12 protein-coding genes are annotated in these 12,632 nt (G+C 65.8%); 11 read left to right on the forward strand and 1 reads right to left on the reverse strand.

All coding sequences use genetic code 11. The features are described 5' to 3' along the window. The first annotated feature begins 9 nt into the window (after window positions 1-9). The 9 genes from J2X53_RS03630 (at window position 10) to J2X53_RS03670 (ending at window position 10,589) form a co-directional block, all read left to right on the forward strand. A complete protein-coding gene (locus J2X53_RS03630) occupies window positions 10-1,491 on the forward strand; it encodes a UDP-N-acetylmuramoyl-L-alanyl-D-glutamate--2,6-diaminopimelate ligase (RefSeq protein WP_349036088.1) in 1,482 nt (493 codons plus the stop codon). Further along, on the forward strand, window positions 1,491-2,939 hold the full coding sequence (gene murF, locus J2X53_RS03635) for a UDP-N-acetylmuramoyl-tripeptide--D-alanyl-D-alanine ligase (RefSeq protein ID WP_349036089.1): 1,449 nt from the start codon (window positions 1,491-1,493) through the stop codon (window positions 2,937-2,939). Before J2X53_RS03630 ends, murF begins: the two co-directional genes overlap by 1 nt. Continuing rightward, complete coding sequence (mraY, locus tag J2X53_RS03640; RefSeq protein WP_349036090.1) at window positions 2,940-4,022, forward strand: phospho-N-acetylmuramoyl-pentapeptide-transferase; 1,083 nt, start codon at window positions 2,940-2,942, stop codon at window positions 4,020-4,022. Window positions 4,023-4,293: 271 nt separating this feature from the next. After that, on the forward strand, window positions 4,294-4,965 hold the full coding sequence (locus J2X53_RS03645; protein WP_349036091.1) for a DUF2161 family putative PD-(D/E)XK-type phosphodiesterase: 672 nt from the start codon (window positions 4,294-4,296) through the stop codon (window positions 4,963-4,965). A gap of 24 nt (window positions 4,966-4,989) precedes the next feature. Continuing rightward, window positions 4,990-6,393: a UDP-N-acetylmuramoyl-L-alanine--D-glutamate ligase gene (gene murD, locus J2X53_RS03650; RefSeq protein ID WP_349036092.1), complete on the forward strand. Its 1,404-nt coding sequence runs from the start codon at window positions 4,990-4,992 to the stop codon at window positions 6,391-6,393. 269 nt (window positions 6,394-6,662) lie between these two features. Beyond that, complete coding sequence (gene ftsW, locus J2X53_RS03655; protein ID WP_349036093.1) at window positions 6,663-7,826, forward strand: putative lipid II flippase FtsW; 1,164 nt, start codon at window positions 6,663-6,665, stop codon at window positions 7,824-7,826. Then, window positions 7,826-8,926 (forward strand): UDP-N-acetylglucosamine--N-acetylmuramyl-(pentapeptide) pyrophosphoryl-undecaprenol N-acetylglucosamine transferase, encoded by a 1,101-nt coding sequence (locus J2X53_RS03660; protein WP_349036094.1) that lies wholly within the window; start codon window positions 7,826-7,828, stop codon window positions 8,924-8,926. Before ftsW ends, J2X53_RS03660 begins: the two co-directional genes overlap by 1 nt. Beyond that, window positions 8,923-10,335 carry a UDP-N-acetylmuramate--L-alanine ligase gene (gene murC / locus J2X53_RS03665; RefSeq protein WP_349036095.1) on the forward strand — a complete coding sequence of 471 codons (1,413 nt, stop codon included), beginning with the start codon at window positions 8,923-8,925 and terminating at the stop codon, window positions 10,333-10,335. The genes J2X53_RS03660 and murC overlap by 4 nt, the downstream gene beginning before the upstream one ends. Next, window positions 10,332-10,589, forward strand: coding sequence for a DUF2484 family protein (locus J2X53_RS03670; RefSeq protein ID WP_349036096.1), 258 nt, complete (start codon window positions 10,332-10,334; stop codon window positions 10,587-10,589). The genes murC and J2X53_RS03670 overlap by 4 nt, the downstream gene beginning before the upstream one ends. 16 nt (window positions 10,590-10,605) lie before the next feature. Here the strand turns inward: J2X53_RS03670 and J2X53_RS03675 are convergent, their stop codons facing one another. Next, a complete protein-coding gene (locus J2X53_RS03675) occupies window positions 10,606-10,905 on the reverse strand; it encodes a hypothetical protein (RefSeq protein ID WP_349036097.1) in 300 nt (99 codons plus the stop codon). Window positions 10,906-11,145: 240 nt separating this feature from the next. Here J2X53_RS03675 and J2X53_RS03680 point away from each other — a divergent pair, with 240 nt between their 5' ends. Together J2X53_RS03680 and murB are read left to right on the forward strand one after the other, a co-directional pair. Next, entirely contained in the window at window positions 11,146-11,529 is a 384-nt protein-coding gene (locus J2X53_RS03680; RefSeq protein WP_349036098.1) for a PRC-barrel domain-containing protein, read from the forward strand. Between the two features lie 152 nt (window positions 11,530-11,681). Next, complete coding sequence (gene murB / locus J2X53_RS03685; RefSeq protein WP_349036099.1) at window positions 11,682-12,602, forward strand: UDP-N-acetylmuramate dehydrogenase; 921 nt, start codon at window positions 11,682-11,684, stop codon at window positions 12,600-12,602. Window positions 12,603-12,632: the final 30 nt, after the last annotated feature.

Raw genomic sequence — 12,632 nt, forward strand, 5'->3', positions numbered from 1 at the left:
GGACATGACATGGCACCGCATCCGGCACCGCGCCGCGCGACACTGGCAGATCTTGGGCTGACCCCAAGGGCGGGGGCGAACCCTGCCATCATCGGCATCACGGCAGACAGCCGGGCCGTGCAGCCCGGCTTTCTCTTTGCCGCGCTGCCGGGCAGCCGGCTGCATGGCGCAACCTTTGCCGCCACCGCAATCGAACAGGGGGTCACCGCCATCCTGACCGACAGCGCAGGCGCGCGCCTGCTGCCGCCCGGCCCGACCTCGGTCGTCGTGGTCGAAGACGCGCGCGAGGCCTTTGCCCGCGCCGCCGCCCTGTGGTTCGGCGCGCAGCCCGCCCGCATGGTCGCAGTCACCGGCACCAATGGCAAAACCTCGGTGGCCACCTTTACCCGCCAGATCTGGGAAGCGCTGGACCATCCCGCCATCAACATCGGCACCACCGGGGTCGAGGGCGCATGGACCGCGCCATCAGCCCACACCACCCCCGACGCCTTCACCCTGCATGCCATGCTGGCCGCCGCCGCCGAGGCCGGTGTGACCCATGGCGCGATGGAGGCGTCAAGCCACGGTCTCGACCAGCGCCGGATGGATGGCGTGCGCCTCTGCGCCGCCGGGTTCACCAACCTGACACAGGACCATCTGGACTATCACCACACGATGGAGGCGTATCTGGAAGCCAAAGCCGCGCTGTTCACCCGGCTGTTGCCGGATGACGCGGTGGCTGTGGTCAACCTGAATGGCGCGCATGGCTCGGATATTGTCGAGCTGTGCCTGGACCGCGGCCTGCCCACCATGACCATCGGCCACGGGCAGGGGGCCGACCTGCGCCTGTTGTCGCAGCGCTATGATGCCACCGGGCAGGATCTGCGTTTTTCCTGGCAGGGCCAGCCCTACATGACCCGTCTCAACCTCGTCGGGGGGTTTCAGGCCGAAAACGTGGCCCTCGCCGCAGGCCTCGCCATCGCCTCCGGCGATGATCCGCAAGCCGTCTTCGCCACGCTTCCGAAACTGACCGGCGTGCGCGGTCGCATGCAACTTGCCGCCACCCGCACCAATGGCGCGGCGGTCTATGTCGATTTCGCCCATACCCCCGACGCCATCGAAACCGCGCTCAAGGCGCTGCGCCCGCATGTCATGGGCCGCATCCTCATCGTCTTCGGCGCCGGCGGCGACCGCGACACCACCAAACGCCCACTGATGGGCGCGGCAGCCGCCGCCCATGCCGATGTGCTCTTCGTCACCGACGACAACCCCCGCTCCGAAGACCCCGCCACCATTCGCGCCGCGATCATGGCCGCCTGCCCGGACGCGACCGAAGTGGGCGACCGCGCCGAAGCCATCCTGCGCGGCGTCGATGCGCTGCAACCCGGTGACGCCCTGCTGATCGCGGGCAAGGGGCACGAGACCGGCCAGACCATCGCCGGGCAGGTCTATCCGTTTGATGATGTGGAACAGGCCAGCGTCGCCGTTGCCGCCCTCGATGGGGTGATCTGATGCCAGCCACACCGCTCTGGACCGCCGCCGATGCCGTCACCGCCACCGGCGGCACATCCACCGCCACATGGCAGGCCACCGGCGTCTCGATCGACACCCGCACCCTGCAGCCCGGCGATCTGTTCGTGGCGCTGAAAGACGTGCGCGACGGCCACGACTTCGTGGCGCAAGCCCTGTCCAAAGGCGCCGCCGCCGCCCTGGTCACCCACCGCCCCGCAGGCGTGGCCGAAGATGCGCCGCTCCTCATCGTGCCCGACGTTCTGCAAGCCCTTGAAAAACTGGGCACCTTCGCCCGCGCGCGCACGCAAGCCAAGGTCGTCGGCGTCACCGGATCGGTCGGCAAGACCAGCACCAAGGAAATGCTGCGCGCCATCCTTGGCGGGCAGGGCAGGGTGCATGCCGCCGAGGCCAGCTACAACAACCACTGGGGCGTGCCGCTCACCCTCGCGCGGATGCCGCAGGATGCCGCTTTTGCCGTGATCGAGATCGGCATGAACCACCCCGGCGAGATTGCGCCCCTCGCGCGCATGGCGCAGCCGCATGTGATCCTGATCACCACCGTCGGTGCGGCGCATCTGGAGGCGTTTGCCGATGTCGAGGCCATTGCGCAGGAAAAAGCCGCGATCATGGATGGCCTTGTGCCGAATGGCACCGCCATCCTCAACGCCGACCTGCCCACCACGCCGATCCTCCTGGCCAAGGCCGCCGCCACCGGCGCACAGGCGGTGCTGTTCGGCACCAGCCCCGGCGCGCAATACCATATGGACCACGCCGACATCACCGATGATGCCACCGTGGCCCGCGCCACCCGCAACGGCGCGCCCGTGCTGTTCAAGGTCCGCACCCCCGGCAAGCACTTCGCGCTCAACGCCCTCGGCGCGTTGGCCGTCGCCGATGCGCTTGGCTGCGATGCCACCATCGCCGCCTGCGACATCGGCAACTGGCAGCCGCCCAAAGGGCGCGGCACGCGTGAGACGATCCAGCTGGACCGCGTGGACGAAACCAGCTTCCAGCTGATCGACGACGCCTTCAACGCCAACCCCGCCTCGATGGCCGCCAGCCTCGACGTGCTCATCGCCGCCCAGCCCGAAAACGGCGTCGGCCGGGTCGGGCAGGGCCGCCGCATCGCCATCCTCGGCGACATGCTGGAGCTTGGCGCGACCGAGGCCGCGCTGCATGCCGCCATCGCCCGCCATCCGGGCCTCGCCGCGATCCATACCATCCACTGTGTCGGCCCGCGTATGCGCGTCCTGCACGCGGCCCTCCCGCGCAGCCAGCGCGGCGACTGGGTAGACACCGCCGCCGACCTCGTCCCCCGCGCCCGCCAGCTGGTCGATGCGGGCGACATCGTGCTGGTCAAGGGCTCAAAAGGCTCCAAGGTCAGCCTCGTCGTTGACGCCCTGCGCAAAATGGCCCAAGGCACCGCCCCAACAGAAGGGACCGCGTAAATGTTGTATATGCTGACAGAATTCTCCGCCGGGGGGGATTTCTTCAACCTGTTCCGCTACATAACCTTCCGCGCCGGTGGGGCCTTTCTGACTGCGCTGATCTTTGGCTTCATGTTCGGCCAGCCCCTGATCAACATCCTGCGCCGCAAGCAGGGCAAGGGCCAGCCGATCCGCGATGACGGCCCGGCCTCGCATTTCGCCAAGGCGGGCACGCCCACCATGGGGGGCCTTCTGATCCTCTCGGCGCTCCTGGTCTCCACCCTGCTCTGGGCCCGGCTCGACAATCCGTATGTCTGGATCGTCTTGCTGGTCACCATCGCCTTTGGCCTGATCGGCTTTGCCGATGACTATGCCAAGGTCACCAAACAGACCACCAAGGGCGTCTCGGGCAAGGTCCGCTTTTCTGCGGGGCTGATCATCGCAGCGCTTGCAACCTTCGCCGCCGCCAGCTTTCACCCCTCGGGCCTGACCAACCAGCTGGCCTTTCCGTTCCTGAAAGACCTGCTGCTGAACATGTCGGTCTTCTTCATCCCCTTCGGCATGATCGTCATCGTCGGCGCCGCCAATGCAGTGAACCTGACCGACGGGCTGGATGGCCTTGCCATCATGCCGGTGATGATCGCCGCAGGCACCTTCGGCGTGATCGCCTATGTGGTCGGCAACTTCAATTACACCGATTATCTCGGCGTCCACTTCGTGCCCGGCACCGGCGAGCTTCTGATCTTCTGCGCCGCCCTGTTCGGTGGCGGCATGGGGTTCCTGTGGTACAACGCCCCCCCGGCTGCGGTGTTCATGGGTGACACCGGCAGCCTCGCGCTTGGCGGCGCGCTCGGCGCCATCGCGGTCTGCACCAAGCATGAAATCGTATTGGCCATCGTCGGCGGGTTGTTTGTGGTCGAGGCGCTCTCGGTGATCATCCAGGTGCTCTACTTCAAACGCACCGGCAAACGCGTCTTCCTGATGGCCCCGATCCACCACCATTTCGAGAAAAAGGGCTGGGCCGAACCCCAGATCGTGATCCGCTTCTGGATCATCAGCCTGATCCTCGCCCTGATCGGCCTCGCCACGCTGAAGGTGCGATAACCCAACCCTTTTGCTCATTCATCTTGGCCCAAATAGTACACGGGGGGTTGCCGGTTGTGCGCCATTGGTCCGAGCGCAATCGGCGACGGGTGTGAAACCCCCGGTGCAACGCCAGCCACAGACACCGCCATTCACCATATGGCGGCCGCCTACAGGTAGGGCGGGGTTCACCCCGCCACTCGTGCCGCCAAACCTTAACAACCTCCTAATTCCACACACCCAACCCATTGAAATAACCCACTCCCCCTCCCTGTAACACAGTGGGCACCCTGTGAAAGAGTCCGACCTCTACCCCCCGGTCAAAGCCTTCCTCGAAGCGCAGGGCTATACCGTCAAGGCCGAAGTCGGGGCGGCCGATGTCATGGCCTGCCGCGAGGCGGACCCGCCGCTGATCGTGGAGCTCAAGACCGCCCTCAACCTGCCGCTGATCCTGCAGGGCGTGGCGCGGCAGGGGCTGTTTGACCACGTCTACCTCGCCGTGCCCCAGCCCGCAAAATGGACCCACCGCTACCGCGACCTGATCGCCCTGCTGCGCCGCCTCGGCCTTGGCCTGCTGACCGTCCGCGACGGCAGGGTGGAGGCGCATCTCGACCCCGCCCCCTATCAGCCCCGCAAGAACGCGGCCCGCGCCGGGCGGCTGCTGCGCGAGTTCCACAAGCGGCAGGGCGACCCCAACATCGGCGGCACCACAAGGGTCAAGCGGATGACCGCCTACCGTCAGGATGCCCTGCGCCTCGCCGCCGCCCTTGCCGCGCTGCCGGACGGCACCAGCCCCGCCGCCCTTGCCAAGGCCACCGGCATCCAAAGGGCCGGGGCGATCCTGCGGGACAATCACTACGGCTGGTTCGATCACCCGGCCAAGGGCCGCTATGCCCTGTCGCCCGCCGGGCACGCAGCACTTGCCGCCCCCTTTCCAGACGCCGCCGCTTCCCCTATCCCGTGAGGGTCAGATGAGAAGGGGCGGCAGATGATTCCAGTCAAGGGCTACGCAGGTGCAAAGGTCGCCGTTCTGGGCCTCGGCCGCTCTGGCCTCGCCACCGCCCGCGCGCTGATCGCGGGCGGGGCAGAGCCGCTGTTGTGGGACGACAGCCCCGAGGCGCGCGACAAGGCGGAGGCCGAGGGCTTCACCCTCACCGACTTGAGCCGCGCCAACGCCTTTGACGGTGTGACCTGCTTGATCACCAGCCCCGGCATCCCGCATCTTTACCCCACGCCGAACAGGATCCTCGCCCGCGCGCTGGAGGCGGGTGTGCCGGTGGACAATGACATCGGCCTGTTCTTCCGCAGCTTTGCCACCTCGGACTGGGAGGACTTCGAGACCATGCCGCGCGTGGTCTGCGTGACCGGCTCGAACGGCAAATCCACCACGACCGCGCTGATCCACCATATTCTGGAGGTGGCGGGGCGGCCGGTGCAGATGGCGGGCAACATCGGCAAGGGGGTGTTGTCGATCGACCCGGCCCAGGATGGCGAGGTGGTGGTGCTGGAACTGTCCAGCTACCAGACCGACCTTGCCCGCGCGCTGACGCCGGATGTGGCGGTCTTCACCAACCTGTCGCCCGACCATCTGGACCGGCATCACGGCATGGGCGGCTATTTCGCCGCCAAGCGGCGGCTGTTTTCCGAAGGCGGGCCAGACCGCGCGGTGATCGGCGTGGATGAGGTCGAGGGCCAGTTTCTGGCCAATCAGATGGGCATGGGGCCGCAGGACGACCGGGTGATCCGGATCTCGTCGGGGCAGAAGCTGGACCAGTTCGGCTGGAGCGTCTTTGCCCGCAAGGGGTTCCTGTCGGAATGGCGCAAGGGGCGGCAGGTGGCGAGCATTGATCTGCGCGAGGTGTCGGGTCTGCCGGGCGCCCACAACCACCAGAACGCCTGCGCCGCCTATGCGGCGTGCCGGGCGCTGGGGATTGCGCCGAAGATGATCGAGGGCGCGTTCGGCTCGTTCGCCGGGCTGCCGCACCGCAGCCAGCTGGTGGGCGAGCGCGGCGGGGTGCGCTTTGTCAACGACTCCAAGGCCACCAATGTCGACAGCGCGGCCAAGGCCTTGCAGGCGTTCCCGCGCATCCGCTGGATTGCGGGCGGGATGGGCAAGGACGGCGGGATCGCGGCGCTGCAGCCGCACCTTGGCGCAGTGGTGAAGGCTTACCTCATCGGCCATTCGGCCCGCGACTTTGCGCTGCAACTGGGCGAGACCCCGCATGAGATCTGCGAGACCATGGCGCAGGCCGTGGCCCGGGCGGCGGCCGAAGCCGAGGCAGGCGAGGTGGTGCTGCTGGCCCCGGCGGCGGCCAGCTTTGACCAGTACCCCAATTTCGAGAAGCGGGGCGAGGATTTTGTGGCGCAGGTGAAGGCGCTGACTGGCGGCTGAGGCCCCTGGGGGCCGGAGAAGAGCCTCCGGCGGGAGTATTTGGCAAGCAGCAAAGCCCTTCGCGCAGAGCTGTCCCGGGTAGGGCGCGCAGATCCGCAGGCGGCAGGATTTCCGCGGCCGGACCCGGTGCTGCGGTGACGGGGCTGTGAGCGAAGAGGGCATGCTGTGGAGCAGCTTTCTGCTGGCTTTGCGGGACGTTCCCGGTTAGAGTTTCAGACAGACCCGGCAAACGGGCAATCGGCAGAGCAGACGTTACAGGCGGTTATCCCATGACTGAAATGGTCTATGGCTCCAGTCCCGTTCGGGTGACAGAGCCGGTGTTGCCCCGTTGGTGGCGCACCATCGACAAATGGTCGCTGACGGCCATCATGGTGCTGTTTGGCATCGGGTTGCTGCTGGGCCTTGCCGCGAGCGTGCCGCTGGCCAGCCGCAACGGGCTGAATGATTTCTATTATGTGCAGCGACAGGCCGTGTTTGGCGTGATCGCGCTGCTGGCGATGGCCGGGGTGTCGATGATGCCGCCGGTGATGATCCGCCGTCTGGGCGTGATCGGCTTTGCCGGAGCCTTTGTGGCACTGATGCTGCTGCCGTTCTTTGGCACGGATTTTGGCAAGGGGGCGGTGCGCTGGTTCAGCTTTGGCTTTGCCTCGGTGCAGCCGTCGGAGTTCCTGAAGCCCGGTTTCATGGTGATTGTCGCCTGGATGATGGCGGCCAGTCAGGATCTGAACGGGCCGCCCGGCAAATCGGTGTCGTTCGCTCTGACCTTTGTGGTGGTGATGCTGCTGGCGATCCAGCCCGATTTCGGTCAGGCGGCGCTGATCCTGTTTGGCTGGGGGGTGATCTATTTCGTGGCCGGGGCACCGATCACGCTGATCGGCATCATTCTGGGCATCGTCACCTTTGGCGGCACCATTGCCTATGAAAGCAGCGAGCACTTTGCCCGCCGGATCGACGGCTTTCTGAACCCGGAGATCGACCCGCGCAGCCAGATCGGTTATGCCACCAACGCCATTCAGGAGGGCGGCTTTTTTGGCGTCGGCGTGGGTGAGGGGCAGGTGAAATGGACCCTGCCCGATGCGCACACCGACTTTATCATCGCGGTCGCGGCCGAGGAATACGGGCTTATTCTGGTGCTGGTCATTCTGGCGCTGTACGGCACCATCGTCGTGCGCAGCCTGTTCCGGCTGATGCGCGAGCGGGATCCGTTCATCCGGCTGGCGGGCACCGGGCTGGCCTGTATCTTTGGGGTGCAGGCGATGATCAACATGGGGGTTGCGGTGCGGCTGTTGCCCGCCAAGGGGATGACGCTGCCCTTTGTCAGCTATGGCGGGTCGTCGGTGATTGCGGCGGGCATCACGGTGGGGATGCTGCTGGCCTTGACGCGCACGCGCCCGCAGGGTGAGATTGGCGATATCCTCCGCAGGGGCCGCTGATGGCACAGGGAAAACTGCTTCTGATCGCAGCCGGTGGCACCGGGGGGCATATGTTCCCCGCGCAGGCGCTGGCCGAGGCGATGGTGCGCCGGGGCTGGCGGGTGAAGCTGTCAACCGATGCGCGCGGGGCGCGCTATGCGGGCGGTTTTCCGCATGTGGTTCAGGTAGAGCAGGTGGCCTCGGCCACCTTCGCGCGGGGCGGGGCCCTCGCCAAGGCTTTGGTGCCGTTCCGCATCGCGGGCGGTGTGCTGGGGGCGGTGGTGGCGCAGCTGCGCGACCGGCCTGCGGTGGTGGTGGGGTTTGGCGGTTATCCGACGATCCCTGCGCTGGCGGCGGCCTGGGTGTTGCAGCGGCCTCGCATGATTCATGAGCAGAACGGGGTGTTGGGGCGGGTGAATGCGCTGTTTGCGCCACGCGTTGACACCGTGGCCTGTGGCACCTGGCCGACCGATCTGCCCGAAGGGGTGACCGGCGTGCATACCGGCAACCCGGTGCGGCTGGCGGTGCTGGACCGCGCAGGGGCGGGCTATATCGCGCCCGGCGATTACCCGATGTCCTTGGTGGTGATCGGCGGCTCTCAGGGCGCGCGGATATTGTCCGAGGTGGTGCCGGTGGCGGTGGCGCTGCTGCCCGATGCGATCCGGCGCAATCTGCGGGTGGCGCATCAGGCGCGGGCCGAAGATCTTGACCGCGTGGTTGACGCTTATGTGCAGGCGGGCATCCGGGCCGAGGTGAAACCGTTTTTCAGCGACATTCCGGCCCGCCTGTCCGAGGCGCAGCTGGTGATCTCGCGCGCGGGGGCATCTTCGATTGCTGACATTTCGGTGATCGGGCGTCCGGCGATCCTGATCCCCTATGCGCACGCGACCGGCGACCATCAGGCCGCCAATGCGCGCGGGTTGGGCGGCGCAGAGGCTGCGATCGTGATCCCGGAAAAGGTGCTTGACGCCGAAAGCCTCAGCGGCCACATGGCGGCGGTGCTGTCGCAGCCCGACGCCGCCAACCGGATGGCCGCCAATGCCTTGAGCCAAGGCCGTCCCGATGCCACCGAACGCCTGGTGGCGCTTGTCGAAGCCCTCGCAGAAGGAGCCCCGCAATGAATGCGGCCACAAAACTTCCCCTTGAACTGGGGCCGATCCATTTTGTCGGTATCGGCGGCATTGGCATGTCTGGCATTGCCGAAGTTCTGATGACGCTGGGCTATACCGTGCAAGGGTCGGATTCCAAGGCCAGCAAGATCACCGACCGGCTGGTGTCGCTGGGGGCCACGGTGTTCGAGGGGCAGGCAACAGAGAATATTGGTGCTGCGGCGGTGATCGTGATTTCTTCGGCCATCAAGAAGGGCAACCCCGAGCTGGAAGAGGCGCGGCGGCGCAAGCTGCCGGTGGTGCGCCGGGCCGAGATGCTGGCGGAACTGATGCGGATGCGGTCCAACATCGCGGTGGCGGGCACGCATGGCAAGACCACCACGACGACGATGGTGGCGACGCTGCTGGACAAGGGCGGGTTTGACCCGACCGTGATCAACGGCGGCGTGATCCATTCTTATGGGTCCAATGCCCGCGCCGGGGCTGGCGAGTGGATGGTGGTGGAGGCGGACGAATCTGACGGCTCGTTCAACCGGCTGCCGGCCACGATTGCCATCGTCACCAACATCGACCCAGAGCATATGGAGCATTGGGGCAGCTTTGATGCGTTGCGCAAAGGCTTCCTCGATTTCGTGTCCAATATTCCGTTTTACGGGCTGGCGGTGTGCTGCACCGACCATGCCGAGGTGCAGGCGCTGGTCGGCCGGGTGGCGGATCGTCGGATCGTCACCTTTGGCTTCAACGCGCAGGCCGATGTGCGGGCGGTGAACCTGAGGTTCGAAAATGGCAGCGCCTTGTTTGATGTGCTGCTGAATAACGAGGACGAAGGTTCGAAAATTGAAGGTTGTGTGCTGCCGATGCCCGGCGATCACAACGTCTCGAACGCGTTGTCGGCGATTGCCGTGGCCCGGCATCTGGGCATGAAAAAGGACGAGATCCGCGAGGCTCTGGCGGGGTTTGCCGGGGTCAACCGGCGCTTTACCAAGGTGGCCGAGGTGAATGGCGTGACCATCATCGACGATTATGGCCACCACCCGGTCGAGATTGCGGCGGTGCTGCGCGCGGCGCGGCAATCGACCAAGGGCCGGGTGATCGCGGTGCATCAGCCGCACCGTTACAGCCGGTTGTCGAGCCTGTTCGAGGATTTCTGCACCTGCTTCAACGAGGCAGATGTGGTTGCGATTTCAGAAGTCTATGCTGCGGGCGAAGACCCCATTCCGGGGGCCAGCCGCGATGATCTGGTGGCCGGGCTGATTGCCCACGGCCATCGCCATGCCCGCGCGGTGATGGATGAGGCCGATCTTGCCCGCCTGTTCCGCGAACAGGCGCGGCCCGGCGATATGTTTGTTTGCCTTGGGGCCGGGACGATCAGCACCTGGGCCAACAATCTCCCCGCCAAGCTGGTGGGGAAAGCGGCATGACCCCGGCGCTGACCGCCGCGCTTGTGTGGCTGGTGGCGGCAAATGTCATCGCCATGTTTCCCAGCAAGGATCACCATTGGCGCGCGGCTTATGTGCTGATCGCCATCGGCATTCCGCTGGTGGGCTGGGTCACGGCGCAAAGCGGCCCGATCTGGGGCCTGCTGATCCTTGCGGCGGGGGCAAGCGTGTTGCGCTGGCCGCTGATCCACTTCTGGCGCTGGCTCAAGGGTCGGACCGGCACACCGGCGGAGTGATCCGCCGGTTTTGCGTTCAGGCCCGCCCCTGATCCGGGGCCGGGGGGTAGGGTTCGGCGCGGCGCGGGTCAACTTCGCGGATCGAGGCGCTTGGATCCATCGTCGGGCTTTCGGGGCGCGCGAGCGGCGTGGTGGCGCGCATGCGCCGTGTGCTCCACAGCCCGAACGGGATGCCCCCGGCAAGGCCGATGATGCCGGCGACGGCAAAGAGCTGCCAGCCGTATAGCCCTGCCGTCAGGCCGGCAATGACGGCGACACCGGCAAAACAGCCGACAGCAAGCGGGACAATGGTGGAACGCAAGTATGGGAAGGCCATGGCTTTCTCCTTTGGTTCTGAAAAGCGTCATGATGTGTAACGCCGGGCTGTGCAGCAAAGTTCCGCCAAGCCTGAACGGCAGCAGCCGGAATGAAAACTTGGGATAGCGCAGCGCAGAATGGCCCTGACCTCGGGGAAAGCACAGGAAAGCTGGAACCTCTGGGCGGTTCGGTCGTTTATTCAGCATCTGGCAGACAGATGGCCACCCTTGGCCGCGTCTGCGTCAAAGGAGGACTTGCTATGCAAACCCAAACCTATGCTGACACCACCTCGACCCGTGCCATCGGCAATTCGCTGATCTCTGGCAAAACCATTCAGGGCACCCGCGTCTACAGCCCGGCTGGCGATGAGTTGGGCCATATTGATGATGTGATGATTGACACGTCGTCGGGCAAAGCGGTGTACGGCGTTCTGGAATTCGGCGGCTTTCTGGGAATTGGCAGCGATCATCATGCCATCCCGTTCGGCAAGCTGAAATATGACACGGCGCGTGAAGGCTATGTCACCGACCTGACCAAAGAGCAGCTTGAGAACGCTCCGGCTCAAGAAGCAAGCTGGCGTGAAAACCGCGACTGGCAGCAGCGCAGCCATGAATACTACGGTGTGGCCCCTTACTGGCTGTAAGGCGCACCAAATCGACAGGCTGACTGTGTATCTGTGAGGTATCTGTGAGTCTGATTGAATGTACGGCCTGAGGCGGGCGCAGCACATTGCTGCGCCCGTTTTCATACGGGCCGGGTCTTGTCATTGGGGCGCGCGCGCGGGTAGCTAGGGGCATGACCCAGACTCTTCCCACCCCCCGCGGCACCCTGACCCCCAACCGAGCCCTGGCTGATCTGACCTGGCTGCGCGTCGGCGGCCCGGCGGACTGGCTGTTCCAGCCTGCGGATGAAGATGATCTGGCGGGGTTTCTGGCGGAGGCGCCACGCGATGTGGCGGTGTTCCCGATGGGGGTCGGGTCGAACCTGATCGTGCGCGATGGCGGCTTGCGGGCGGTGGTGATCCGGCTGGGGCGTGGCTTCAACGGCATTACGATTGACGGTGACCGGGTGACGGCGGGGGCGGCGGCGCTGGATGCGCATGTGGCACGCCGCGCGGCCGAGGCGGGGCTGGACCTGACCTTTCTGCGCACCATTCCGGGCAGCATCGGTGGTGCTGTGCGGATGAACGCGGGGTGCTACGGGTCATATGTGGCGGATGTGCTGCAAGAGGTGCGGATCGTCACGCGGGCGGGCCAGATCGAGGTGCTGCCCGCCGCCGCGCTGGATCTGCGCTACCGGCAATCGCAATTGCCAGAGGGGGCGGTTGTGGTGAGTGCCACGTTCCGTGCGCCTGCCGGTGATCCGGCAGCCTTGCAGCAGCGGATGGAGGAGCAGCTTGCCAAGCGCGACGCCAGCCAGCCGACCAAAGAGCGCAGCGCCGGATCAACTTTTCGTAATCCGGTCGGGCATTCCTCGACCGGGCGGGCGGATGACAGCCATGAGCTGAAGGCCTGGAAAGTCATTGATGACGCCGGAATGCGCGGTGCGACGCTGGGCGGGGCGCAGATGAGCCAGATGCATTCAAATTTCCTGATCAACGCCGGTGGCGCAACTGCCGCTGATCTGGAAAATCTGGGCGAAGAGGTGCGAAAAAAGGTTTTCCAAACCAGCGGGATCACGTTAGAGTGGGAAATCATGCGGATCGGCGAAGCGTAACAGCCAACTGGCCGCAAAATAACAAGAATA

Origin of the sequence: Pseudotabrizicola sp. 4114 (assembly GCF_031457365.1) — a bacterium.
Lineage (GTDB): Bacteria > Pseudomonadota > Alphaproteobacteria > Rhodobacterales > Rhodobacteraceae > Pseudotabrizicola.